The organism is Lysobacter capsici, from assembly GCF_018732085.1.
In the GTDB taxonomy this organism is placed as follows: Bacteria; Pseudomonadota; Gammaproteobacteria; order Xanthomonadales; family Xanthomonadaceae; genus Lysobacter; species Lysobacter capsici_A.
Genome location: NZ_CP076103.1, coordinates 1,965,362 through 1,990,132 on the forward strand (window position 1 = coordinate 1,965,362; position 24,771 = coordinate 1,990,132).

Consider the following 24,771-nt stretch of genomic DNA (forward strand, 5'->3'; position numbering starts at 1 on the left):
TGTCTATCGAATGCCGAATGCGTACCCGGTGATGGCGGTGACGTAGGGCGTGGCCGGCTCGCCGCCTGATACGACGTAGCCGTTGAGATCGAGTTCGTGAAGAGTCATTGCACGGGCGCGGACGCGGAACGTCCGGCTGCTCGCGGTGGCTTGGCCGACGGCGTTAACCTGAGTGTTGCGTGTCACCAGGTCCGACACCGAGCGAACCCACGAGTACGACTCCGCTACGTGCCTGCCATACCCACTAATCACACTGCCGCCACCGGACCGACCGATCTCAATCCACACAGAGGTCCGCAGTTCTTCCACGATGATCTCTATGCCCGGCATCGGTGCGTGGGTGACGGTCATGGAAAGAACAGGGACATGCGATTCGCCGGGAAGCTCAGGCGGCGCAAGGCTGAATTGGTGGATGTGCGTAAAGTCCGCAGTATTCGTCACCGCCAGTGGGTTGTTCTGGCCAGCGCCCGGGCCTTGCAATGGGACGTAGATCGCGCCAGTCCAGCTAACCGCGGTGGCGCGCTGAAATGCGCCTACGATGTTGGGAGCCCGGACCTTTCCGGCGAATCCTGCATTGCCAGAGCGATCAACCCAAAAGACAGCGTTGTTCTCGTTCTTGACGCCCGAGCCCACCCAAAGAGGCCAGCTACCGACGTTGGACATCTCGACCCGAAACTCGTTCGGGTCATAGACGTTGCCTGCGGCGTCGAGGCTGTGCGTCTTGAACGTACCGCCGTTGATGGTGCCGGCGTTGGCCGTGATCGCGGACAGTGAGTTCGCAGTGATCTTTCCGGCCGTGACCGATCCGTCCACCAGCAGTGCGCCCGTGATGCCGACGGTGCTCACGCCGCCGACGTTGCCGACGACAAACGGGACGCGGCGGACGCCGTAGTTGGTCGGCGAGACGACGGCGAAGCGGTCCGCCTGGACCACAAAGTCGGAGCCGTTGGGGTTGGCGCTGAGCGCGATGCCGGCGATGATCGGGTTGGCCGGGTCGCCGCCGTTGATGCGCAACGACCAGGTGCCGGACCACTTGGCATCGTTGGAGTTGACGTAGGCGTTGTAGGACTGCTGTAGCGCGGCGAACGTACCGTTTGCAAACGCGGTGACGCTGGTGTCGGCGATTGACTGCGCCTCGGTCGGCGTCACCTTCGTGTCGATCTGCTGTTTCACGGCTGCGGCTACAGACGTTCCGCTTGCGCCGTTGCCGCCGAACTGCGCCGAGAACAGCTGGCGCCACGTGGTGTTTGCGCCGCCGGCATTGGCGACAGTGGTGAGCGCCTCGTTGGTCGCCGCGATGGAAGTCCCGTGCGTAGCTACAGTGCCTTCAACGGAGTCCACTCGGGATTCCACAGCGTCAACCAGGGCGGTCACGTTGGACACCGCCTGTGCAACGTAGGTGTCCCGCTCGGTCGTGATCTGCGCGTGCAGGTCGGTCATAGACGACACACGGGCGTTGCGCTCGGTGACGACCGCCTGGTTCACTTGAAGGAACTGAGCGGAGATGCTCGATTCGCTGGTGACGATCCGGGTGAACAGTTCGGTGTACTGCTCGGCGAGAACCTGCGTGGCGTCTTCGGTCAGGGAGATACGGGTGTACGCCGTGTTGATCTTGTCGCCGTGGTCGCGGTGCAGGTCAAAGAACGCATTCGACCGCAGCAGCTCTTCGATGATGAGTTCGGCGTTCGCATCAACGTCGGGAATCTTCTCTTGGAGAATCAGGAAGGCCGGCGACTGCGTGACGAGATCGATAAGGGTCTGGATGTCGATCAGCGAGTTGTCGCCACCGCCGGGACTGCCGGCGCCACCGCCGGGGAACTCGCGGTTCTCCTGCTGCGCGAAGAGCAATTGCTTGAGTGACGTGTTGAGGTGGCTCTCGGGCAGCATCGCGCCGCCCTGGTACTCGATCGCGAGGTCCGCAATAGGGGTGACCCGACGCAGCGCCACGGCGTAAGGCGCGGTGAGGTGCGGCGTCTGATCGGGAATTTCTACGGTGGTGGCGTTGATCCACTTGCCGAGAACGAAACGCGGCGAGGCGGGATCGCCTACGAGCACGCGGACGTGTTCTTGCTTGAGGTACGGGAATGTAACGGTGAAACGCAGCGGCCCGCCTTCGTACTTGTAGCGCACGAAGGACAGGCCGCGGGCCAATTCAATCATTGGGTCTCGTTAGTTGAAGATGGGATTGTCCAGCCAGGTCTTCTTTTTCTTCTCCGCGTTGCGCTCCTTTCGAGCCTCGGATTCGACTTCACTCTTCTTCTCGATGATCCCTTCCTGCTCCAGCCAATCGAACCCTTCGCGCTGGATGTTCTGCCAGCCGGTCATGTTCTGGAACCAAAACAGCTTCGAGAAGTTCTCCAGCTCCTTGCGGGTAATCTCCTGGTCGTCACGGATCAATTGCACCGGCAACTTCGCGGCTTCCGCGGCGCGGGTCACGAAGTCAACCGACGGGATGCCGCTCAGCAGGTTGTTGGACAGGCCCGTCGAGCGGGTGTTGGCGAACACCGCCTCTTCACCGGCGACGCCCAATAGGGTGTCCGTGAGGGCGGGAATGACCGAACCCCACGACGACTGCGCGACCGCCGCTTTGAGGAAGTTGGCGCGCGTGAGGGTCTCCTTGCGCTTCTCCTCGTTTCCAGCGGTGTTGATGTAGCTGCGCGCAGCCCATTGCAGGCCCGCGAGGCTCGACGACAACGTGACCATCTGCCACGTGTGCCAATCCTTCCAGTGATACGCCGAGTTGAGCAGGTGGCGCTCGTAGCTGTACGCCATGAAGCTGCGGAACTGGGTCACGAGCTTACCGCCTGAGCTGTGCATGAGCATGATCGAGTCGGATGCGTCACCTTCGAGCACCTGCTGGCGCGTCACGCGGTACATGAAGGCCGCGACGCGTTCACGGTCGGCCAGCGACAGCTTGGCCTCGGTGATGTCGTCCACCTTCTTGATCCCGCGCAGCGAGTCGAACAGCGCCTTCTGTGCTTCTTCGTCGAGACCGTAGGAACGCAGGCGTTGAAGCATCGGGCCGGCGAGAGCGCGCTTGTCGTTCGCCAGCTGTAGCAGCTTCATCAGCGTGGCGCGGCCGGCGATGCGTTGCAGCATGGTGTTCATCGGAGCCATGCCCGACATCACGCTGGTGACGCGCTGCGCCTGGCCTTGCAGGTTCTCATACGCTCGCCCGATCTTGCTGTTGCCGTAGGTGGGCGATGCGAACGCATCGTCTTCCAGGCGTAGGTACACCGGGTTGCGCAGGTGCTCCGTACCGGTCGCGATCAGCTCGTCGAGGTAGCGCGCCGTGCCGCTCTTGAGCGTGCCGTCCGCCGCGGTGCGCATGAAGTCGCCAATGAAGCTGATAGACGACAGCGTATTACGCAGCCCGGCGTGGGCCACCACCGGGCCGAGTTCGGTGAACAGTGTGAAGCCGACCTGGTTCATCACCCGTAGGAACTGGGTGTCGCGTAGGGCGCGCGCGATGCGCGCACCACCAGAGTTCGGGTTGACCTCGGTCGAGCGTCCCATGATGCTGCGGACGCCGATGTCGAACATGCGCAGAGCCGTGTCCGTGTCATCGCCAGCGATGTCGGCTTCCCGTTTGGTCAGCTGTCGGAGCGCTTCGAGTTCCCGTTGGTTCTTGACGCCGAGCTTCTGCGACAGCGCGGACCACCCGGAGATGTCGCGGGTGTAGGCCGTGACCACTCGGGAGACATCGCTGTCCATGAAGTCGGTCACGCCGATCTCCACGTCGGCGCCGTTGCGGTTCTTGACGACCGTGCGGAAGGACGGGTCGAGCGAGATGCGGCGCTTGGCGGGGCTGATCTTGGCGTCTTCGGCCGCCTTGCGGGTGTACTTGTGCAGGATCGAGGCGGCCTTCTCCACGGAGACACCGGCGTCGTCGAGTGCGAGCTTGAGCTGCTCCAGGTCGTCGAGGTCCAGCGATCGGACCATGTTCTCGGTTTCGCCGTGGACCTGGTTCTTGCCGCGGTTGATGATCGCTCGGGCGTAAACTTCGGCCAGGTCTTCGTCGATACCGCCGTCGTCGGCGATTTGCTTGGCCTGCGTGCGGGCGTAGTCGGAGTCTGCCTCCCGCTTGAGGGCGTCTGCGAGCTTCTCCTTGGCGCCCTTGAGGCGTTCTTCCTGGCGCATGAGGCGGCGCCGGCTGTCTTCGAGCTTGCGTTGGCGAGCGCGGCGGGAGATGTCGGCGCGCTTGCCGGTCCCGAGGTCTTCGGCGACGGCGGCTTCGGCGTCGCGCACTGCCTGCTGGCGTAGCGCAAAGTCGGCGTTGATCTCGTCGGCGCGCTCCCGGGCACGCTTGGCGGCCTCTGAGGTGCCGCGGTAGTTCTCTTCCAGCTCGTTGAACTTGGCGACGTTATCCGCAGAAGCCGGGTTGGCCGTGGCGCGCTTGCGCATGTCGGACAGGATCGCCTGCTTGTAGATGTCGATGCCCTGGTCCTCGGACAGACCCATCTCGCCGAAGATGCGCTGGTAGGCGGCCTTCGACTGAATCTGCGGGAAGTAGCTCTCATTCTTCGAGCCAGGGTCGAGCACGCCGTTGCGGACGCCCGTGTCGAACGCCTCGTCGAGCACCTTACGCACCCGGGCCGCAGCAGCCTTGGCCGCCGGGGATTCGACCTCGACGCCACGGAGCGCCTGAGCGACTTGGCCGCTCCATTCCAGCTCTGCCGCTCGGTCCCACATGCTGAGGCCGCGGGCTGCTCGCTCGTCGCGCCAGGCGGCGTTGTAGCCGCGCTGGAGCGCCGTCTCGAAGCGCGCCCGGTGCATCCCCGCGAACTCACCTGCGGACTGCTCCACGGCCTGATTGCGGTCGTTGTAGCCCACGCCGTCGCGGAACAGCTTGCGGCTGATCTCGCGCACCGTCGGCGACTTCATGTTGCCCATGCGCGCCGCGAGGGATCGGCGGATGTTGGCGAAGGCCGGGCGCAGCTCGATGTTCTCGACGCCAGCGTCCTTGATGTCTTCCATCGTGTCGCTCAGGGGCTTCCGCGAGAGGCCAGGGGTTGGCTCGTCGGGGATACCGTGGACTTTGGCGGCGCCGATGCTCTCGTAGGAGCCAGAGATGTCGCGCTTCACGATGCTCTGTACTGCCTTTGCGTTGACGAACTGATCGCCGTTGCGCAGGTTGAGGGCGCCGCCGAGGACGAATCCGGCGCCGGCAGCGAGCACGATGTCGTCGTCGCCGATCTCCGGGTTGAACGCGGATGCGCCGTAGGTCAGCGCCGCGTTCGTGGCACCCGCGGCGATACCGGCGCGGACGCCGTTGACCAGGCGGCCGGCACGGGCGGCACGAGCGAGGCCGCCGGTGGCGGCGTCGGCGGCGAAGGCTACAGGATCGGTCAGGCCGACCGCGATATTCGCGGCCAGTCCGAACTGAGCCTGCGTCTCCGAGGCGGCCTGGTTCTGCAAGGCAAACGACTGGAGCAGCTCGAAGTGCTCGTCGCTGGTGGCGCGGTCGAATAGGAGCCACTGCTCCTGCCCGATGCCGGCTTCCTGCATGCGCTCGGCGAAGTCTTCCGGGAGCCGGTAGTCTTCCTTGGCATGCTCCATCACGGAGCCTTCCTGCCACATGCGGTGCAGGGTGCCGATACCGCCTTGTGCCTGCGCGGCGCCGATCAGATCACCGACGGTCGAGTTCTCGCGTACACGCTCTGCTTCCGCTTGGCGCGCTTGTGTCGCCTGCGCGCGGGCCGTTGAGCCACCTTCGTTACGCTGAGTCGCGATTGCGACTTGCTGGTTGATATCCGGCGCGTGGGCGGGCGAGTCATCGGCCAGGTCGAGGATGCTGATGGGCGTTGCCATTACTGTCCTTTTGATTTCCGCGCGGTGCGGTGTTCTTGTAGGAAGTTCATGAATGACGGGAACTCTTTACCGTCCTCGGTGATGGGCTTGGAGCGGTTATTGAATGCTTCGATCTCGTCGGTAGTCATCAGCGACGGGCCTCGCTTACCGTCATACCAGGGCGTCAGGCCGGCGCGCTCGGCGCCGACCTGCTGCTTGAACTTGGCGGACGCGCGCACTTCCGCTTCCTTGCGCTCCGAGTCGTACTCGGCTCGGGCCTGTGCCACTTCCAGCGGGTCGAAGGTGATCGGACGGCCGGTTTTCGGGTGCGCTACGGGGTATCCGCTCGGCAGCATTAGGGCGAATCGATTCGGTTGATCCGGAAGGGGCGCCGCGTAGACGCCTGCTTTTAGCTCCTGCGAGATCACACCGGTCTTCGCCAAGTCGTCGGCACCTTCGCGAACGAATGCGTCGATGCCCGGCTGCGCGGACGGGCGTGCGCCGCCCCGGGGAACCATTCGGCCGTTGACCTCGATCAGATCGCCCAGCACTCGACGCTCGGCCACGGCCAGGTTGTCTTCGGGCGAAGCGTTCGGGTTCGCGAGTGCAAGGCGGATTGCCCGCTGCTCGATCTGCGCCTTCACCTCGCGCGTGCGTTCAGAGCCGTTGGGAAGGGTGGGGCGGTCTTTGTAGAATTGGGTCGTTGCCTGTCCGATCTCGCGAGCAACATCCACGCGGCGACCCTTCGTTGCACCGGTGGGTAGAGCTTGGATGCTCTCTTCCGGCGTCATGCCGAACTTCGACACGTTGTCGTGGTGCTGAGCGAACAGAGTTGCGTTGCTCTCCGACAGGTAGCGATCAGCAGCGATCGGGTCGATCTTCACCAGCTCGGCGTACAGGTTGTAATTCGCGGTCAGGTTGCGCGAGGTCGTGCGACCCAGCATGTCCTTGAGCTGCGGGATCACGATGCCGGCGCGGGTGTAGCGTTCGATGACCGCCTGCTGCACCTTGCGATCACCGCCGGTCACCGCTGCGGCCCATTCTTTCTCGGCCGACTTGTTGAGCTGCGAGTCGGTCAGCGACAGGGCATTGCCTGCGTTGATCGCGGCGATCACCTGCTTGTGCTCCTTGGCGCGGTTCGCCTCGCTCTGCATGTGCTTGAGGCCGGCGTCATTCTGATCAATCCAGCGACGCACGAAGGACAGCCGGTCCTTGCCGTGCATGCCAACCTTATCGGCCAGTGCATTGATGTCGCCGATTGCGAGTTGACCCTTCGAGGCTCGACCCTGGAGCTGGAACTCCATGCCGGACAGCATCTCGGCCTGCGCCTCTTCGAACTTGCGGGCACGCACGGTGGAACCGGCGGACACCGCGGTCTCGAACTTCTCGCCCCAGCCGGCGCGATCCCACAGGGCGGCCTTAGCGGAACCGATGGGTTTCTGGAGTGCGGCCTTCGCGTTCTCCGGGTCGATCTGGCCGGTCTCGATCAGGTCAATGTAGGCGCCCGACAGGATGTCGTCGGCGTCATCGTCGTCGAGATAAGCGAACGCCTCGGTGTTGAGCGCGGCGCGGAAGTTGTTGACGCCCTCGGCGGTGAGTAGCGAGCCGTCCTGCACACCATCGCGCGCGATCTGGCGCAGATTCTCGGCCTGGCTGTCGAAGATTTCGGCCAGCTCGGTCTTTTGGCGGAACTCGACCACGCCTTCCTGCATTTTCTGGATCGCCGGCTGCATCTCCTTGAGGATCGCCGCGTCCTGGAACTCGGGGGACTTGAGCATCTCGGCCATGCGTTCCTGCATGATCGGCGCGATGTCCTCGCCCGGCCGCAAGCCCGCCGTCGCCTTGGCGAGTTCGAGCTTGGTGGTGTGGATGCGGTTAGCGGCTTCCGTCAGGTAGTAACCGCGGCGGTAGCCTGCGGTCTTGTCCGCGAGCGTCTCGGCCGGCTGTGCCGCGGTGCCACTGAGGGATTCGACGGTGCGATCCGTCTGCCCCTGCGTCTGATCCTCGGCGTCCTTGCGGACCGCGCGGTCGGTCTGGAGACGCGATGCAGCGGCGCCGAGGCGTCCGAATACATCCGACGCGACCGAGCCCATGGCGGAATAGCCGCGGGATGAGTCGAGGTCGGCCTGCACGCGCAGGTTAGGCGCGTCGGAGTTCCGCTGCGCGGTTACGGTGCGCCGCGTGATCTCTTGCTTCTTGAAGCGCGCCATGCGCGGTCTCCTGGTAGGTGAGGGGAAGGACGCCGGGGATTAACCCCCGGTCGCCCCTTTGCGTCGGATCATGTAGTTCTGATAGCCGGCCGCGCCGGTCGTGGCGGCGTTCCCGATGCCCTGGACCATCTCAGCGTTTGCGCTGCGGATGCGAGCGTTGGCTTCCGCCGCGCTGGCGAGCGTGCCGTTACGGCGATTGGTCTCGATCAGCGCAACGTCTCGGCCGGCTTGGCCCATCACGTCGATGCTGATCGCGTCCACGGAGTTACCGCCGATGGCGGCTTCGGCCGCTGCGGCGCGGGCGGTTGCACGAAGGGCGCGAGCCTCTTCCATGCGTTCGTTCTTCTGAGTCGCCGCGGATGCGTCGATCTCGGACTGCTGGACCTTGAGTGCTTCTTTCGTTGCTTTCTTCTGCTCACCGTTGGCGTAGACGGCACCGGCAATCATGACCGCCGCGGTGGCGATCGTTACCGGTTCACACACCCGTGCCGACCCGGTAGAAGTAGCGGAACGGCAGCTGCGAAACGCCGTATGGAACAGGCTCGCCGAGCGTGAAGCCGGATTTCAGTAGCCAGGCTTTCGACACCTCGTTCTCGTCGTCCACGAAGTTGTGCAGGATGGCGAACTGCTCAAGCCACCCGTCCATGATCCGAGAGGTCTCCGCGAAGAACACCTTCGGGTCTTTCGTGAGGCCGTCGGTTCCCAGCATCCACACCGCAGCGGACATGCCGCCATGGTGCGAGACGCCGAAGATGCCCTCGGGCACACCGTCGATGACGGCAGTGAACGAGATCGTGGATGCGGCCACTGCGGCGCACAGTGCGTTGTGCGGCGTGTGCCCGTGCGAGGCAGCGACTTCGAGCACATCGGACAGCCGCATGCGCTCCGCGACCGACTGGATGTCATCGACCGTTGGGGAGCGGTAGGTTACTTCGGTCACACTTGGCTCCGGGAAGAGAACAGGGCGCGGTACTGCGCGGACTGCCACCAGCATTGGTAGGGCAGGCGATTGACGAGGGAGATGCGCACCTGGTCCGATCGGGACTGCACGGGGAACCGCTGCTCGCCTGAGTGGAACAGCGGGGCATTGAGGCGGAACGTGGAGTCGTTGAGCGTGCGTGCGGTGAACAGGCCGGCGTGGCTTGCGAGGTACGTCTGCGGATCGGTGGTGCGCCCGCGGGTGGCGACCTCGACCTCGAAGTAGGCGGCGTCCTTGTAGGCGACGGTGATGTCCCGCACCTGGAGCCGGCCGACGGTGATGGCTTCGTTGTTTCGATCGCGCAGGTATGGCCTCGTAAGGTCCGCCCGCGTGACGTAGTTCAGGCCCACGGCGAGCTTGCCCGCGGCCAGGTTGCCCGGGAATCGCAAGGTCATGCCGCCGTTGGCGAGCGAGGCGCCTTGCAGGTCTACCAGCGTGCCGGCGTCCGCCCAGTCGTCCGTCTTCGCGACCACGACGTTCGTCATGGAGCCGAAGGCGTAGGGCAGGTTCACGTCGGTGTAGTTGCCGAACGGATAGTGCGTCGGCTGGAGCACGGCAAGGCGGTCCAGCATAAAGCTGTAGTCTTCGGTGAAGTCGCTGTCCGCAGTGGCGAGGCTGAGCGACATGCGCAGCATCTCGATGCCGGTAGCCGACCCGAGCTTTCGCGCGAGCACGTAGAGGTAGCCGTCGATCACCTTGAGGTGGACGACCTTGCCGACACCTGCGATGTCCCACTTGCACCACGCGGACTGCACCTTATCGGTGCCGGCCCAGCGGACGAAGTAAGCGTAGAGCTGGTGCGGCGCGCTTTCCTGCGCCAGCACAACCACATCCGCCTCGGGCGCTCCGGCCATCGCGCGGACGCGTCCCGGGATGTAGCGGGGGACATGGCTCGTCACGTCAGCGGCGTCGCCGGTGATGCTCACGTCGTCCATGAAGTATTCGCGCAGGATCGCAAACGCGGCGGCGTCGGTTACCGAATAGAGCGTGTCGCCGAGCTTCTCCGGCTTCACGTACCGCGAGCACTCGTAGTTCACCAGTGGATCGACCTTCGGCGTCTTCGGCGTCAGGAAGGGGTCTGCGGTCATCTGGAAGTTGGCGCGGTCGCCGAAGAGGATCAGCGAGGACTCGTAGGAGATCGCATGGCGCAGCGAGGCGACGCCATCGGTGTTGACCGCGAAGTCCACGGGATCGGTGTCGAGCAACTGGGTGACCGAGGTGCGCCAGAAGTTGAACGGACGGTCCGTCTCGGACATCGCACAGTTCTCCGTCGAGAGGAACCCGACGCGGCTGCGGTGATGGAACACGTCTACGATCTTCTCGCCGACGAAGGATGCCGGGATATTCGTGGCCGCGTCACCAGCGAGCCGGCCTTCCCAATCGGGAGCACCGAACGAGAAGTAGAAGCCGTCGCCGTGAACAGGGTCTGGAATTCGCTTGAGCAGGTGCGGCATGGTGCTGCGATCGAACCGATGCTGGATTCCAGGCCGAGCAACTTCCAGCCACACGCCTACGCCAGCGCGCTGCACGTAGTAGTTGTCGAAGTCGTTGCCGGACGCTCCGATGATCTCGTAGATCGCGCCGGTGGGAACCTGGACGCTACCGGTGGGCTTCGGCAGGTCGGTGAAGGTCTGGACGGAACCCGTAAGCGCACCGGGGGAGAGTTCCGTGTCCATCTTGACGACGCGCTCGGTGTTGACGACGAACGTCGTATCGGCCAGCGTCATCGTCTTGAAGACGGACCACGGCTGTAGCGCGGTCGTGAGGTACTGGAGCGCGTTGCCGGTCGGCACCACGTCGTACTCGTAGCCGGTCATGTGGTTGAACACACGGATGGAGCCGTTGCCGATGACCACCACGTAGCGCTCGAAGGAGTCACGCACGATGGAGTGGTAGTGCCCCATCGGGTCGAGGTTGTCAGCGAGCACCTTGACGAACTCGGCCGGCGGACGCTTGCCGGTGCCGAGCGCGGTGTGCAGCCAGGTGTTGATTGCTTCGGTGAGTTGGTTCGGACTGCGGACGGAATCGTCCTGTTGCGATGCGCCACCCAGGAACGACGGGTAGCGGCCGGTGGTCAATGCCATTGCTTAGCTGCGATTCCCGATTGCGGAAGTGTCCGCGTCGTCGTTGATGAAGTTGCGGCCGAGGGCGAACTCGAAGTCGTCCTGCTCGGACGCGAGGAGCGCGTAGGTGGTGCTCTCGTGCTCTTCGGTGAAATGGTCTTGCGCCTCACTACCAAGCACGTTCTTCTGGAAGATGCGAGCTGCGCGGATGGCGATGTACCGCCGCGCCGTTTCCGGCAGCAGCTCGTACTCGTAGAACCAGGTCACCTTCGCGACCGGTGGCGACTCGGGGTCGAACACGTCGGTTTGATTGCTGAGGTCGTAGAGGAAGTTGTTTCGATGCGTGATGCGCACCGCGCCGCGCCCGAGGGGCGTGACTCGAATGATCTGTGCGACCAGCGGCACCTTGTTGTCCACGTTGAGCGTGAAGGTGAAGCTGGCGTCTTCGTTGAACCACCAGCCCTTCGACTGCACCTCGCGCGAGATGCCGTGCAGTGTCCGAATGGCGATGGCCGCGTCGGTGTTGCCGACGGTATCTAGGCTGCTCACGGGCATTTCGCCTATTGCGCCCAGCATCTCGTTTACCGCATCGAGTTCCGTGGTGAGAACGATCGGGAGTGTCATGTGTTCCATAGGTGGTTGGATTGGCGAATGCGCCCATATAAGCCGCCTCAGCCCGACAGTGCCGGCGTCTCAAATTATTGATTAGCGCTTGCTATGCCTTCTAGCTAGCAATTGCTAGATGGGTCGGGGCTATTGACAATCAAGCCAATGATCAGGCAGCATGGCGCCCATGATCACGTACTCGAAGAAGCCTCAGGAGCTCCTGGCGGAGATCGATGGGCAAGTCCAGAAGCTCCGGCATGAACTGACGACCTTGCTTGCGCGACGTGAAAAGGTTGTTCAGCTCATTGAGCTGTCTAACGAGCTTGGATTGGCCGTAGACCCGAAGCCCCCGCTACCGCTCCCGCCACCGCTCCCGGCGCGGCCCGCGCCGCTGGTGCAGTTCAGGGATGACTTGGGAAATGTAGTTCCGCATCAAAGCGTTAAAGCCAGTGCCTCGGATCGAGTGGCCAGCTATCTGAGCGACGGTTCTCGTGAGAAAACAGCCGCGCTTCTCAAAAGGCTGGACAACGAAGGCATCGTCATACGCGGGAAAGACCGCGTTCTGGCCTTGTCCGCAATCCTGTCTAAGGACGAGCGGTTCGAGGCGAGTCGAAAACTTGGATGGGCGCTTAAAGGGGCGTTGAAACCAAGCCCGTAAACGAAGAACAGCCCTGGCGTTGCAGCGACAGGGCTGTTCAGTAAGTCAGTGCTGGTTGGAGGCCGGCGCCCGAGCATGGCGGTTCAGACCATGACTAGGAGTTCAGGATAATGCTTAGCTACCACGCCACATTGTTAATGGTAAGCGTATAACCAAGGCGCCGGGGGCACAAATCTCCGGCGTCTCCAGTATACCTACAGCGTCCTGCCCGTCAATGCCAAGGCCATTTGCATCAATGGCGTTGTCATTGGCGGTTATCGCGTTTGAGCCAATCGTCGTCGAGCCTGCCAGGGAAAAAAAAAGGGTGCCCCCGGTTTACTGGGGGCACCCTTGGGGTGAAACAGGCTGAGCGTTACGCGGCCTTGGACAGCTCGATGGCGCCGTCGCCGCGAAGTTCGCCGTGACCCAGCGCGTACTTGGACAGCATCAAGGTGCCTTGCTTGTTGCCCTGGTACACGTCCTCGACCGACAGGCCGAGCAGCTGGAGCGTGCCAACCGCGGAGCGGTGGAAGATCGTGCCCACGGTGTCCGCGTAGTTGCCGCGGTACTTCGACAGGACGTTGGTGTCTGCCGTCTCGTTGGTGTTCGGCACGCAGTTGATCTTGGCGATCGGCAGGCGGGCGACCGAAGCGATGGTGGCGTCGTTGTAGCTACCCTTCGAGTCGGTGTTGATGTCCTTGTCGATCAAGTCCTTGTTCTCGGTCAGCAGGTAATACTGAGCCGGGCGCAGGGCGCCGGTGTAGTCGGCCGGGTTGTCGGAGAAGTTCTTCTCGTCGAACACCTGGCGCGCGGTGCGGAACGCCGCGGCGAGGACGGTGGCACTGGTCGCCATGGTGGTGTTCTTGATGACGGCGCCGCCCGGCTGGCCTTCCACGACCGAGGTCGTGATTCGGGCCGCACGGATCGCGCAGCGCAGCTCGTTCATCATGCGCTTGCGGGCCAGCTCGTAGCCCTGCTGGCGGGTGTACTCGCCGCGCACGTCGAAGTGATTCATGGCCTCGTCGATGTTCGCGATGAACGCGTCCGAGATCAGCATCGGGTCGAGCGTCAGGATGCGCTCGTTGTGATCGACGGTCTGACCCAGGATGTCGGTGCCCGGCACGTGGTAACGCGAGCCGATGGTGCCGATGGCCGGGAACGAGGCCGACTTACCCTGCTCGATGGTTCGGACCATGATCCGACCTTCCAGCTTGTACGCTTCCACGAAGGCCGCATCGACCTCTGCGGTGTAATTCTTGATGAACAACGCCCAGTCGTCGCCCGCTTTGTTGATCTGGCCGGGACGCGACGGGATGGAATCTGCCATTTAGTTCTCTTGTAGTAGAAGGGATGTTTGACGCGGGTGCCCGCGGTCTCGCAGGTCTTGGGTTTGGGTCGGAGCGCCGCCGGGGTAGCCGGCGCTCCAGTTGTGGCTTAGAACGTGGACGCCATCAGGCGGGCTTCGTGCGCCTTGCGGTACGCCGGATCGGTGCGGTAACGCGGATCGTTCACCGCGGTTCGCACTTCGGCCTGCGAGGCGTAGCCCGTGACGCCGTTTGCGGAGCCGGTCTTGCCGTTGAGCAAGGTGGCCTTGCCGGCGTTCATGCGGGCAACCAGGCCGGAGATCGCGAGCTTCGCCTGCGCGGCGTTGCCCGAGCTGATCGTGGCGTTGAAGGCGTCGATGTCGGCGACGCTGAGGTTCTGGCTGGCCCAGGCGGTCATCGCGGCATAGCCGTCCTTGCCCTTCGTGCCCTCGTACAGCTGGGTCTCGTAGGAGCTGCGGCGGGCCTTGAGGCCGTCGAGGTAGACATCCTGCGTGGCGCGGTCGAAACCGGCCTTCTCCAGCTTGACCCGCGACTCTTCACTCAGGTCGCCGGTCTCGGCGAATTCCTTGGTGAAGTCGTCCTGGCTCAGACCGGCCGCGGCGAGCACACTCTTGACGCCCGCGTCGCCTTCCTCGCCCTTTGGCTTGATCGCCAGGTCGGCGTTCTTGGCAGGTTCGGTGGGCTTCTGGAGCGCCTTGTGCGCGGCGACCAGCTCTTCGACGCTGGCGAAGCCGGCGTAGTCGGGAGTGGTGTTGCCGCCGTCGGCCGGGGGAGTCGTGGTGCCGTCGTTCGGCGGGGTGTTTCCGGTGTCGGCGGTGGACATCAGTTACGCTCGACCGCGGTGGCGTTGAGCAGCACGGTGCCGTGCGCCAGTTCGGTCTTGACGACGTTGGCCGGCAGTTCCGCCTTCGCGGTCTTGGTCGGCTTCACCAGCGTTTCGAGCTTGGCGTCGGCGGTGCTTTCGGTCTTGTCGGTCATGCGGGGGCCTGTGGTGTGGGTAGTTGGGGCGCCATCGCGTTCGCCATGTTCGGCGCGGCACGGACGGCGGCTTCTTGCATTGCGGCGCTCTGATCGTTCGCTTCGACGGTCTCGGGATCGAGCACCAGGCCCTTCGTCGAGATGTCCGCTGCGGCGCCGAGGCGCGACAGCCATTCGCCAGCGTCGATACGGCGCTTGAACTCTTGCTCGCCCAGGACGCCCTTCGCGGTGTCACCGAAGCGGACCAGCTTCTCGAAGTCGTGGCCGCGGCCGAGTGCGGCGGTGCCCACCGTGATGCGCGGCTTGATGAGGCCCTTCGGCATCTGCGGCACAGAGCCGTCGTTCTGCTTTCGGGCCAAGATGCGGCGCACGATTGGCGCGAGAATCTCCGGCCCGAGGACCGAGTAGATGCCCGCTCGGTTGTCTTCGAGGACACGGGCGAGGTACTGAATCTCTTCCTTGGTCACGCGATCGCCGCTGCGCTGGATCGCGGTGCCGACGCCGAAGACCAGCTCAAGCGCCTTCGCGGTGTCCGCAGCTTCTTGCCGGACGAACGCGAGGTCTTGGTACTTGTCGAGCGTGAGCGCTTCGATGTCAGATCGGGTGCCGCGAATCACGGCGCCGGATTCGGCCTTCGTGAACTGCTCGACCTTGAGGGTCGAGTTCGGCTTGAGCATCCACAGAATCTTCGCGGCTGCTGCGGCGGCCTTGCGGATCGACTTGCGGAGCGCTTCGAGCGTCTCGAATTCGCCGCGGAAGTCCTCGATCAAGCCGCGCCCATAGTCGTCGCCGGGGGACCGCGGGAATGCCATGGTGATCCACGGGCACGCGTCGATGGGATACTGGCCTTCTGAGTCGGGGACCATCACGCCTTCGACTTCCTGATACACGAGCCAGTTCGCGTTCTGCTCGTCGCGGTAGATGCGGGTATACAGCTCCACGTCTTCGGAGAGCTTCTTGATTCGCTCGGTTTCCGACACGCCCTGCATGATCTGATTGCGGACCGGCTCGGGGAGAACCTGCGGCGCGATCATGTCGAGGGTGACCATCTCCAGGATGGTTCCGAGGCCGTCCCGATCGACAACGTAGGACGTGAGCGGGTAGAGCTTCGACGGGCCTGCGTCCGGGATGTAGAGGGTGCAGTTGCCGCAGTAGACGCCGTGCTTGAGGCCCTCGGCGAGGGTGGAGCGGACGGCTGCTTCGGTCTCGATCTCGTCCATGACGGATCGCTCGACCTCAGACAGCGCCGTCTCCAGTTCGCCCTTCTGGATGCCGGCCTCGTCCATCAAGTTTTGAGCGACGGCCAGATCGGGCGCCATCTTGAACGGGGTAATGGCGACCGGCAGCATCGCAAGGAGCAGCTGGGACGCTTGAGCGTTGACGCAGCGCGCTCCGGTGCCCTGGACGGGCGTCACGTAGCTGGACTTCTTCTGCTGCGGATCGGTGAAGAGCGCGGGAATCGTGACGGCCGCGCAGCGCTTGGCGCGCGACTCGGCGTCTTGGCGCTTGGGTTTGAGGGTGGTGTAGCGTTCTTTCGCGGAAACGAAGCCTTGCGACTCAGCCACGCGGGATCGTCAGACCGGCGTACTGCTGCGGGGAGTTGAGATCCAGCCGCATGTCGCCTTTCTTGCGCTTGGCAGCGGCCTGGTTGGACGCCTCGCCGTCGCGGCGGGTGATGAGCAGGTCAGGCGTCGGGGTCGCCTTGGCCTTCGGGGTGCTGCACATCAGCTACGACCTTCGCGGGATGCTTCGAGGTCGAGCCGACGCCGAGTGAGCAGGAGCAATACCAGGCGCCGTTCCCCCGATTTCAGCAGGAACTCGTCGCGATCCTGGCCGGGGTCGTAGATGACCTCGGGGTACTGCTCGGCCAGTTGGTCGATCAGTTCATCGGCGGTGAGGGGAATGGATTCCAAGGTTCTCCTTAGGTGTAACTAGAATGGGGAACCCTTCGGGTTCCCCTCTAGAGCCACTGTTTTATTCGGACCGGCAGCGCCACCACGCAGGCGGGCACTGAGGTTCACTTTAGGTGTAACTAGAACGGGGAAGCCTACGGCTTCCCCTCTAGAACCACCGTTATATTCAGCCCGCCAGGACTGCCGCAAAGTGGGCCAGTTGATGCCGCGGGCCGTCATTGGTGTAGCTCGCGCTGACCCACTTCCGGTCCACGCCGGCCTCGCTCACGTGCTGCTCCACGACGGCCGAACCGGGTCGGACCAGCTCGACCACCCGACCACCGAGGTTCTGCACGAACTCGGCTTCGTTGTCGAAGCGCACGTCCGAGATCACCACGCCGGTCTTGCCCTCGCGCTTGGCGCGTTCGATACGGCGCTGGGCGACGATCAGCCACAGCTCGTTGCAGATGGTCTGCCGGCCCCATTCGGTGCCGAGCGTCTGCATCATGCGGCGCGGGGTGATGCCGCCAAGCCAAGTCAGCGGCTCTTCCTTGAGCGGCCCGTCGGTCAGCTCTTCGACGCTCAGGCCGGTGAGTTGCGCGATGAAGCCGCGGATCGGACCGGCGAGCGAGAGCTTGGCGAACCCGTGGTGCTCCACGAGGTAGTCGGCCAGGGTGTCTTTGCCCGACCGCGCACGGCCGGTGATACCGATGATGTTCAGTAGGGGACTCCTATCAAATAAAGGTAAGCACGCCTGCGCGGGCTCTATGTAGAGCAGGCCAATAGGCGCTCAATGGGGCATAATCCAAGGCAGCCCGATGACCGGGCTAACACCACTAGAAGGAGCTAGACATGGACGACGAGAAGCGGCCAGTTGAAGTTAATAACGGCATATCTAAATACCGCGCGAGGTTCTTGCAGTTCGGTCAGATTCTCGAAACGGATGACGGCAATCACCCCATTGGAGTTTCAACAGTCGTGTACGTCGAGAAAGACGACGGCTCCATCGCTCAAGTTCCGCCGCCACAGGTCCGCTTCACGGACCGAAAATCTGACTAGTCATCTAGGCTTGCCGATCCCCGGATTTTTTTGTAGTCCGGGGATTACTTACCGGCCGCTTGCAGTAACCGGCGGGCCAGCTGCGCTTCGCCGTCGCGTACTCCCGAGGCGTAGGCCAGGCCGCCGTCGACGGGGATGGCGGGGTTCTTGGAGTCGATCAGCGTCGGCTGATCGGCGATGCCGCGGAGCAGGAGCGCCTGCTGCGGGGTCAGGGTCAGGGCCTTCATGCGAAGAACCTCACGGCGAGCCACACCCAGGCAAAGAACGGAACCCAGTAGGCGGGCCAGTTAATGGCCGGCAGAATCACCGCGGCGGAGCCGGGCAGGCGGACGATGGTGAACCACGTGGCCGACCACACCAGGGTGTAGATCAAGGCGACGATGACGGCGATGACCGTCAGGAAAGCGAAGATGGTTTCCACAGGAGAACCTCGTTGGTTTTGTAGTTGAGATCGCCGTGCCGCAGGATGCGAGCGAGGCGTGCTTGAGTCAGTGCGTCGGCGGCCGTGAACTTCTTGGCCTCGTAGGTTTTCACCACAGCGGCCCAAAGGGCGGCCAGGTGTTCCTCGACGGGCGCATCGCGGTACTGCTCGTGGACCGGCATGAGTGCCTTGTCGGCCTTGTCCAGGCCGATGCCACGGCATCCGATGTATCCGTCGGTGCTATCGCCGGTGAGCGTCTGTTTCATCCAGAACAGGTTCGCGTCGTGCTCGGAAATCGTGAGCGTTCCGAGGTCGGGCTTCTGTGGATTGAACAGGCGGCACGGGATGGTGCGCAGGTCTTTGTCGATCGAGACCACGATTCGGGCGTGCGGTGCGCGGCGGGGCGCCGGATGTGTCGCGAGTGTGCCGAGGATGTCGTCGCCTTCGAGCGAGTGGCGCATGACCACCTTGTCTTGATACTTCTCGCGGATGCATTCGTCCACGAAGTGCCACAAGGTCGGCCGCGGCTTCTCGTGCCGGGATTGCTTGTACGAGCTAAGCACGTCCTTGCGGAAGTTGTGCTCCGGGCAGGACAGGGCGAGCACGAAGTCGGTGGCCTTGAACTTGCGCACCAGGTTGTCGATCTCGCCGTCAAGGTCGTCGCGCGCTCGGTCGTAGTCGAGGATTTCCGTCACGTCTCCGTCGCCGTCCCAGTCGATCGACTTGGTGTTGCCGTAGGCGAGCTGGTGGCGGAATACGTCGGCGTCGATCAGGAGCGTAAGCGGCTTACGCTTCACTGTGCGCCTTCGACCCTACGAGCGCTCTCCAACTGGCCGTTGCAGCGGGTAACAGCGTCTTCGGCTTGGCCTGCGAAGTTGATGATGGATTTCGTGGTGGACGTGGGATCGAGCATGACCTCGACGAGCGACGCGTGGTCGCCCTCGATCACGCAGGGTTGCAGGAACGGATTACTGGCGGTATGCCTCACGCACGCCGTCAGGAATACGCTCGCGCAGATAATCGCCAGCAGGCGATGCTTCATTGGAGACCTCGTTGATTCTGGAGTGGGTTTGCGCTCGGCGCTTACGGACACCGGCGTCGAACTCGGCGCGGGTCACCATCTCTTCGGAGACGGTTTCCAGGCGGCGGGACACGTCGGCGAGCTGGTCCTTCGTCTCGCGGTTCTCTTCGGCGAGCTTGTCGTTCCTGCTGCTGAGCGTGGTGTAGTCGTAGATCAGATACGCCAGGACCGCGAGCAGCACGGCGCAGGCGACGAGCTTGAGTTGGGCGAGCGGGGTCATCGGGTGCGGCGCACTTCGTCATTGAAGCTCGGCGCGTCAGCCATGACGTACTCGACGCGGCGCCGCGGGTCGTCCGGCGTGTTGCCGCGGACGATCTCACGACCGATCTGACGCTCCAGCTGGCAGATGACGTGCTCGCCGTAGCTGTTGTCGTCGAGCATCTCCGAGCGCAGCTCGTGATGGACGGCGTACACCTGGCCGTTGATGCGGGCGCTGATCCGCAGGGCGACGCCGGGGCCACGGAAGTGTCGGTCGCGTTCGTGGGTGCCGAAGATGTCGATCTCGCAGCACGCGCTCAGCTTGGGAATCCTCATGCGCTCCACTCCTTCGCGACGATTTCGATGGCGGTGAACTTGCCGGGGATGATGAATTTCTTGCCGGATTCGGTTTCCAGGCGGTGACCCGACGGGCGCACGCAGAGGCGCACCACGCCGACGACCTTGATCCGCTGGTCTTCGGAGAAGTGATAGGTGCGAGAGATTTCGCCGCGCAGCTCGGTCCACTTGAGGTCCGGCGCGGTATTCGCAGGCGCGGCATAAAGCTCGGCGTTGTCCGCGAGCCAGAACTCGCGGAACTTGCCGGGGTAGCAGACGATCACGGACCGGCGCGAGACGGAGACGACGTGCGCGACTTGGCCCCGCTGGGCGCGGCCCTTGCCTGCACTGTCTTTGAGCCGGACGACAAGATCGCCGGGCTTGAAGTGCTTGATCATGAATTCTCCTGGTAATAGCAAGCGACTTGCAGAAGTTCCGCAGGGGTCGCATCGGATTTGATTTGGTTCGCGCGTGAAGAAATGACGCGCACGTTGCCGCGCACGTAGCCCAGTTCGGGCTTGATTCGATCCAGCGTCGGAGAATTCGGCCCCTGCGCAGCGGCTCCCGCCGCTCGGTAGAGGGGGATACCTAGCGCAGGGCAGAAACGCGGCACTTCCACGTCCTCGGTTGTGAGGTCGAATGGAAGCCCGCGTTTCAATGCCCGACGTTTTGCAGAGCGCACTAGGACGCCTGCAGGATTCGTGTTGCGTTGTTTACTCAGTGGGTTTCAGCCCAGTTGTTGCCGATCTTGTATTCGCCGGCCAAAGGACAGCGGAAGCCGAAGTAGTCGCCGGCCGCGGTGATGGATTCCACAGCGGTTCGGCCGACCAGCTCGGCGTGCTCTTCATCGACCTCGATCTGCCACTCGTCGTGTACGTTCGCCACGAACTCGTAGTTCACGCCCGGGACAAGCCCGAGTTCCTGTAAGCGCGTGTCGAGAATGTGCAGCGCCTTCTTCATCACCAGAGCGCCAGCCGATTGCAGCAGGGTGTTGAGCGCTGCGTGGTCGGAGCGGATGTGCAGCCGGCGACCGTCGAGGCCCTTGATCCAGCCTTTCGCTGCGGCCTTCTTGACGCCGGCAACGAGCTTGCGCAGAGCCGGCAGTCCCGCGAGGAACTGCTTGCGGAGAATGCCGCCGGCCTTGCGGCCCTTGCCGATGATCGAGCCGATCTTTCCGTCGCCCGCGCCGTACAGGAAGGCGTAGATGAAGGTCTTGGCTGCGTCGCGGTTCGGTAGACCCGCCGCTTCCATGTTGACGGTGTGGATGTCGCCTTCGAGCAGGATGCGTGCGTAAGCGCCGCCGTCGTGGAGCGCCATGAAGTGAGCGAGGCAGCGCAGCTCCAGGCCGGACGCATCGGCGCCGACCAGCTTCTTGCCCTTGGGTACGGTGAACAGCTGGCGGCATTCGTAGCCCCAGCCACCTTCCAAACCCATGAGCACGCCGCGCTTCTTGCAGTGCTGAACCTTCGGCACCTGCGCCATGTTCGGACCGCTGTGAGTCATGCGCCCGGTGACCGCGGCGTTCTGATTCACACGGCCGTGGATGCGCCCGTCCTTCTTGCTGACCGCATCGATCCACGCTTCGGACTTCTTGGCCTTCGCCTTGCTGGCTTGACCGCTCTTGAGCATCTTCGGTGCCGGCGTGGCGCACTGGCTTAACCGCTTGGCGACCGTGAGGTACTCCAGCAGCAGCGCGATCTCGGGGAACTTGAGTTCGCTGAGCACCTCTTCGTCGATCTTCGGCTTGCCTTCCGGCGTGAACACCGTAGGCTTCCAGCCGTAGAGCGTCTTGAGGCGATTGGCGATGTGGTCGCGCGAGCCGGGGTTGAAGACGTACTTCTTGACGACCCGATACGGCTCGCCCTTGACGCGACCGCGCACCTTGTCGTTGCGCTTGGCGATCTTCTCGGCGCCGAGTTCTTCCCACGGCACAAAGACCTTGGATAGGGCGCTTGCGATCTCGGCGCGCTTCTCCAGCAGTTCTCGTTCCAATTTATGCGCACGGGCTGCGTCGAACAGGAAGCCGTACCGCGTCTGCCTGGTCAGGATCGGAGCGATGGAGTGTTCGAGGTGGATGGCCTCGTCCGACAGGCCCTTCGACATGAGCAGCGCGTAGAGCAGCAGGGTGACCACCACGTCTTGAGCGCAGTAGTCGTCCATCTCCTGATTCCACGCAGCCCAGGGGTCGAGCCCCTTCGCCTTCATCATTTCCGAGTAGTCGCCCTTCCACTCGCCGAGGCGGTAGCCCCAGGCTTCGAGCGAATGGCGGCCTACCATCTGGCCCGGCAGGCGGCCGGGTTTCTTCTTGAGGGTGTTGAAGTCCCGATCGCGCAGGTCGGGGTAGATCAGCGTGGACAGGAGCAGGGTGTCGATGGCGCGCTTGACGCGGAAGCCGGGGAACACCTTCGCAATTGCGGGGATGTCGAACCCGACGATGTTGTGACCTGTGACGAACTCCGCGTTGCGCAGCAGTTCCACGGCCGCGGCGATGGTGATGTCGCCGTTGACGTTGTTCGCCTTGATCGGCGGCCCTGTCGGTGTTCCGTCCAGGGCCACCTTACGAAGATGGATGCAGTGAATCTTCGTCAGTTCGTCGAGCAGGCCATCGGTCTCACAATCGAAGCCGTAGCCTTCGATCACTTACGACTCGTGCCCGGTGCCGGAGATCGGGCGACGTGCGACGTATCGGCGGATGCGTCGCGACCGAGCGTTGGGCGACAGCTTGATGCCCATGAGGCTGTAGCCGTAGTCGTTCTCGTAGTGCTCGATGCGCTTGGCGGTCCTTTCGGTGCCGTTGTTGTTCTGTAACTTGATGCGCTTCTTGCGGCAATCGACGCGAGCCTGGTTCACCTTGAGAGTGCGCAAGGCCGTCGCGCCGCGAATCCCGCCCGCGTTGAACACGTAGTACGCCGCGAACTGACAGCAGCGGAAGTCGAAACGACCCACGTGGTCTTCCGGTTCGCCGAACACCAGCGAGACTAGGTTGAACTCCCGGCCGCAGGGGGAAAGCCAAACGGCCGAGCCGCCCACCGCGCGGATGAACTGGAAGCCGTTCTCCGCGAGCGCCAGCGCGGCGCGACGGAGATGCTCGGGGTTGCGGTAGAACAGGTCGTAGTCTTTGACCGTTGTGCTGTCGTAGTAGGCACGAAGGGCACCACCCGCGAGGATCGAGACCTCGCGAGCACCCTTGGGAAGCACCGCCAGGATCGCCGCGGCGTAGGCCCGGAAGGTCACGACAGCAGGTCGTTCAGACGGGAAGCGACGCGGTGGGCGCGGCCGGCTTCGGCGCGCATCGAGATCGCCTTGCGGATCATCACGGCGGCCTTCTCTTCGGCGGCCTTGGCTTCGGCGTTGTGGCGCTCGCGGGCGTCCAGCAGGCGGCCGTGGGTGGCATGCAGCTGTGCCGCGATCTTCTCGACGCTCTCGGCCGGGCGGATGTAGAGCAGGATCGCGCGCAGGCCGGCGGTGATGGCGGTGGCGATTTTGGAGTTGCTCATTCGGGTAATTCCTCGGGTGTGATGTGGATGACCACGCGACGGCCTGGCTCCCCGAATCGGGAAACGCAAGCCGCTTGTGTCTTCGGGAGTTCGTAGGGCAACGCCAAGCTCGCCGCGAAGGCGAGGGGAGCGTCGATGGGGATGTAGCCGACGTGAGTGCGGCTAGTAATCGGTGCCGCCGGATTCATCGGCGAAGCCGTTGTCGTCGTGCTGCGGTTCTGCGCCCTGCACGAGCCGCCCGGTTTCTGCGACGTAGCAGAGATACAGGCAGTGGCCGGTAGCTTGGCCGGTGAAGCGATCCTTGAGGATGCGGAACGTGGTCGTGCTGCGGACCGTGAGGTCTTCGGCCTGCTGGTCCCGCTCCATACCGAACATGAAGTGGCTCCAGAAGCCGATCGCTCGGGAGCCTTTGAAGTGGCGGATCATGACGCGACCACCTTCTTCGTGGGGCTTGCCCTCGGGCGTCGCCAGGTGGGAGATGAAGTAGAAGCAGACGTTGTACTGCTGGGCGAACTTCGCGATCTGAGCGGTGATCGACTCCAGCGTCTTCTTCTCGTCGTCGGCCTCTGCGGCGAACGCGGTCAGGTGGTCGAGGAAGATGTGCTTGACGCCCTCGACGAGCACCATGTGCTTCATCTTGGCCTTGACAACTTCCCAGTCGGACGAACCAAAGTGGTCGTACAGGAACACGTTGCCGGTGGCCTCGATCTTGTCGAAGGTCTCCGCGAGTTCTTCCTGCGTCCACCCGGCGCCCGGCACGTGGAACCTGCGGTTCGCATGCTTGCCCGCGAGGCGCTTGCCGGTCTCCGTAGGCGGTTGCTCCAGGTAGAACAAGCCGCACTTCTCGTTGAGGTTGATCGCCGTGAACTCGACGACTTCCATGAAGAGGTCGGTCTTGCCTATGCCTGTGCCCGCACCGAACGCGTAGACCTCGCCATAGCGGCGGCCGTGTGTCAGCCGCGTAAGCTCCGGGTAGGGCCATGGCAGGCCCATCTGTAAGGGGGCGAGTACGCGGTCCTTGAGCGAACCGAAGGTGACCACGCCATCCGGGCGCACCGTCTGCGCCTCGTAGATGCAGCTCACGATCGCGCTTTCCTTGCCCGCCACGAGCATCTCGTTCGGGTCTTTCAGCGGGAGCTGGGCGATGCGCGCCTTGCCCGGCGTGAGCACCTCGGCGACCGCTTCCGCGGCTTCGCGTCCGGGATCGTCCATGTCGAACATGAGGACGACTTCATCGAAGCCCTCGACCCATTCGATCTCGCGTTTGATCGCCTGCACTGCGCCTTGCGCGCCGTTCGGCAGGGACACCACGGGCCACTTGAGGCCGAGGGCCTGTGCAACCGAGAGGCAGTCGATCTCACCTTCGGTGATGACTAGGCGGCGCCCGGGTTGCCACAGGTGTTGGCCGAAGAGGCCGGATTGCTTCGAGTCGCCGAGGAACGCGAACTTCTTGTCCTTGAAGCGGAGCTTCTGTCCTACGATCTGCCCGTCACGGCGGTAGTTCGCGATCTGGCAGGTCTTGTCGTCTTTGTTCTTTCCGACCCAGTAGCCGTATTTCCGGCAGGTCTCTTCGGTGAGCGCACGTGCGCCGAGCGCCTGTGCTTCACCACTTACGAAGTCAGTCATGCGCCTCTTGGTGGTTGATGGAGAGGGCGAGTAAGTTCCGTCGCCCTTCTCGTGGTGCCCGCAGCCGAAGCAA

At 63.6% G+C, this 24,771-nt stretch carries 27 protein-coding genes; 2 read left to right on the plus strand and 25 right to left on the minus strand.

Features of this window, described 5'->3' with window-relative positions; translation table 11 throughout:
• Nucleotides 1-3 precede the first annotated feature (3 nt).
• The 7 genes from KME82_RS08115 to KME82_RS08145 are packed head-to-tail and all read right to left on the minus strand — an operon-like array spanning nt 4 to nt 11,666.
• Complete coding sequence (locus tag KME82_RS08115) at nt 4-2,160, minus strand: phage tail fiber protein (protein ID WP_215498059.1); 2,157 nt, start codon at nt 2,158-2,160, stop codon at nt 4-6.
• Nucleotides 2,161-2,169: 9 nt separating this feature from the next.
• Nucleotides 2,170-5,811 (minus strand): hypothetical protein, encoded by a 3,642-nt coding sequence (locus KME82_RS08120; RefSeq protein ID WP_215498060.1) that lies wholly within the window; start codon nt 5,809-5,811, stop codon nt 2,170-2,172.
• Nucleotides 5,811-8,000: a hypothetical protein gene (locus tag KME82_RS08125; RefSeq protein ID WP_215498061.1), complete on the minus strand. Its 2,190-nt coding sequence runs from the start codon at nt 7,998-8,000 to the stop codon at nt 5,811-5,813. Before KME82_RS08125 ends, KME82_RS08120 begins: the two co-directional genes overlap by 1 nt.
• Before the next feature lie 39 nt (nt 8,001-8,039).
• Nucleotides 8,040-8,447 carry a virion core protein, T7 gp14 family gene (locus tag KME82_RS08130; protein ID WP_215498062.1) on the minus strand — a complete coding sequence of 136 codons (408 nt, stop codon included), beginning with the start codon at nt 8,445-8,447 and terminating at the stop codon, nt 8,040-8,042.
• A 28-nt stretch (nt 8,448-8,475) separates the two neighbouring features.
• Nucleotides 8,476-8,940 (minus strand): hypothetical protein, encoded by a 465-nt coding sequence (locus KME82_RS08135; protein ID WP_215498063.1) that lies wholly within the window; start codon nt 8,938-8,940, stop codon nt 8,476-8,478.
• A complete protein-coding gene (locus KME82_RS08140; RefSeq protein ID WP_215498064.1) occupies nt 8,937-11,063 on the minus strand; it encodes a hypothetical protein in 2,127 nt (708 codons plus the stop codon). The genes KME82_RS08135 and KME82_RS08140 overlap by 4 nt, the downstream gene beginning before the upstream one ends.
• 3 nt (nt 11,064-11,066) lie before the next feature.
• Nucleotides 11,067-11,666, minus strand: coding sequence for a hypothetical protein (locus tag KME82_RS08145; RefSeq protein WP_215498065.1), 600 nt, complete (start codon nt 11,664-11,666; stop codon nt 11,067-11,069).
• Between the two features lie 169 nt (nt 11,667-11,835).
• Between KME82_RS08145 and KME82_RS08150 the strand changes: the two genes are divergently transcribed.
• Nucleotides 11,836-12,306 (plus strand): hypothetical protein, encoded by a 471-nt coding sequence (locus KME82_RS08150; RefSeq protein WP_215498066.1) that lies wholly within the window; start codon nt 11,836-11,838, stop codon nt 12,304-12,306.
• Nucleotides 12,307-12,658: 352 nt separating this feature from the next.
• Here KME82_RS08150 and KME82_RS08155 read toward each other — a convergent pair whose 3' ends face one another.
• The 7 genes from KME82_RS08155 to KME82_RS08185 all read right to left on the minus strand — a co-directional run bounded on the left by KME82_RS08155 (nt 12,659) and on the right by KME82_RS08185 (nt 17,258).
• The gene (locus KME82_RS08155) at nt 12,659-13,612 is read right to left on the minus strand and encodes a hypothetical protein (RefSeq protein WP_215498067.1); all 954 of its coding nucleotides are present in this window, start codon (nt 13,610-13,612) and stop codon (nt 12,659-12,661) included.
• Nucleotides 13,613-13,719: 107 nt separating this feature from the next.
• Nucleotides 13,720-14,433, minus strand: a complete 714-nt coding sequence (locus KME82_RS08160; protein WP_215498068.1) for a capsid assembly protein — start codon at nt 14,431-14,433, stop codon at nt 13,720-13,722.
• Entirely contained in the window at nt 14,433-14,588 is a 156-nt protein-coding gene (locus tag KME82_RS08165) for a hypothetical protein (protein WP_215498069.1), read from the minus strand. The genes KME82_RS08160 and KME82_RS08165 overlap by 1 nt, the downstream gene beginning before the upstream one ends.
• Entirely contained in the window at nt 14,585-16,153 is a 1,569-nt protein-coding gene (locus KME82_RS08170; protein ID WP_215498070.1) for a portal protein, read from the minus strand. The genes KME82_RS08165 and KME82_RS08170 overlap by 4 nt, the downstream gene beginning before the upstream one ends.
• Nucleotides 16,146-16,313 (minus strand): hypothetical protein, encoded by a 168-nt coding sequence (locus tag KME82_RS08175; RefSeq protein WP_215498071.1) that lies wholly within the window; start codon nt 16,311-16,313, stop codon nt 16,146-16,148. Before KME82_RS08175 ends, KME82_RS08170 begins: the two co-directional genes overlap by 8 nt.
• Nucleotides 16,313-16,501, minus strand: coding sequence for a hypothetical protein (locus KME82_RS08180; RefSeq protein WP_215498072.1), 189 nt, complete (start codon nt 16,499-16,501; stop codon nt 16,313-16,315). The genes KME82_RS08175 and KME82_RS08180 overlap by 1 nt, the downstream gene beginning before the upstream one ends.
• A 166-nt stretch (nt 16,502-16,667) precedes the next feature.
• Complete coding sequence (locus tag KME82_RS08185) at nt 16,668-17,258, minus strand: adenylate kinase (RefSeq protein WP_345777990.1); 591 nt, start codon at nt 17,256-17,258, stop codon at nt 16,668-16,670.
• A gap of 74 nt (nt 17,259-17,332) precedes the next feature.
• Here KME82_RS08185 and KME82_RS08190 point away from each other — a divergent pair, with 74 nt between their 5' ends.
• Nucleotides 17,333-17,539 (plus strand): hypothetical protein, encoded by a 207-nt coding sequence (locus KME82_RS08190; RefSeq protein WP_153018929.1) that lies wholly within the window; start codon nt 17,333-17,335, stop codon nt 17,537-17,539.
• A 44-nt stretch (nt 17,540-17,583) separates the two neighbouring features.
• On the opposite strand, the gene KME82_RS08195 is transcribed toward KME82_RS08190, so the two are convergent.
• The 11 genes from KME82_RS08195 to KME82_RS08245 form a co-directional block, all read right to left on the minus strand.
• Nucleotides 17,584-17,766 carry a hypothetical protein gene (locus KME82_RS08195; protein WP_215498073.1) on the minus strand — a complete coding sequence of 61 codons (183 nt, stop codon included), beginning with the start codon at nt 17,764-17,766 and terminating at the stop codon, nt 17,584-17,586.
• Nucleotides 17,763-17,960 carry a hypothetical protein gene (locus KME82_RS08200; RefSeq protein WP_215498074.1) on the minus strand — a complete coding sequence of 66 codons (198 nt, stop codon included), beginning with the start codon at nt 17,958-17,960 and terminating at the stop codon, nt 17,763-17,765. The genes KME82_RS08195 and KME82_RS08200 overlap by 4 nt, the downstream gene beginning before the upstream one ends.
• On the minus strand, nt 17,936-18,757 hold the full coding sequence (locus tag KME82_RS08205) for a phage exonuclease (RefSeq protein WP_215498075.1): 822 nt from the start codon (nt 18,755-18,757) through the stop codon (nt 17,936-17,938). The genes KME82_RS08200 and KME82_RS08205 overlap by 25 nt, the downstream gene beginning before the upstream one ends.
• Nucleotides 18,754-19,002 (minus strand): hypothetical protein, encoded by a 249-nt coding sequence (locus tag KME82_RS08210; RefSeq protein ID WP_215498076.1) that lies wholly within the window; start codon nt 19,000-19,002, stop codon nt 18,754-18,756. The genes KME82_RS08205 and KME82_RS08210 overlap by 4 nt, the downstream gene beginning before the upstream one ends.
• Nucleotides 18,929-19,261, minus strand: coding sequence for a hypothetical protein (locus KME82_RS08215; RefSeq protein WP_215498077.1), 333 nt, complete (start codon nt 19,259-19,261; stop codon nt 18,929-18,931). Before KME82_RS08215 ends, KME82_RS08210 begins: the two co-directional genes overlap by 74 nt.
• A complete protein-coding gene (locus KME82_RS08220) occupies nt 19,258-19,575 on the minus strand; it encodes a hypothetical protein (protein ID WP_215498078.1) in 318 nt (105 codons plus the stop codon). Before KME82_RS08220 ends, KME82_RS08215 begins: the two co-directional genes overlap by 4 nt.
• The gene (locus KME82_RS08225; RefSeq protein ID WP_215498079.1) at nt 19,572-19,973 is read right to left on the minus strand and encodes a hypothetical protein; all 402 of its coding nucleotides are present in this window, start codon (nt 19,971-19,973) and stop codon (nt 19,572-19,574) included. The genes KME82_RS08220 and KME82_RS08225 overlap by 4 nt, the downstream gene beginning before the upstream one ends.
• A 319-nt stretch (nt 19,974-20,292) precedes the next feature.
• A complete protein-coding gene (locus KME82_RS08230) occupies nt 20,293-22,215 on the minus strand; it encodes a DNA polymerase (RefSeq protein ID WP_252255659.1) in 1,923 nt (640 codons plus the stop codon).
• The gene (locus tag KME82_RS08235; RefSeq protein WP_215498080.1) at nt 22,216-22,809 is read right to left on the minus strand and encodes a hypothetical protein; all 594 of its coding nucleotides are present in this window, start codon (nt 22,807-22,809) and stop codon (nt 22,216-22,218) included. It abuts the gene before it with no gap.
• Nucleotides 22,806-23,072: a hypothetical protein gene (locus tag KME82_RS08240; RefSeq protein ID WP_215498081.1), complete on the minus strand. Its 267-nt coding sequence runs from the start codon at nt 23,070-23,072 to the stop codon at nt 22,806-22,808. Before KME82_RS08240 ends, KME82_RS08235 begins: the two co-directional genes overlap by 4 nt.
• A gap of 162 nt (nt 23,073-23,234) precedes the next feature.
• The gene (locus KME82_RS08245; protein ID WP_215498082.1) at nt 23,235-24,698 is read right to left on the minus strand and encodes a DnaB-like helicase C-terminal domain-containing protein; all 1,464 of its coding nucleotides are present in this window, start codon (nt 24,696-24,698) and stop codon (nt 23,235-23,237) included.
• Nucleotides 24,699-24,771: the final 73 nt, after the last annotated feature.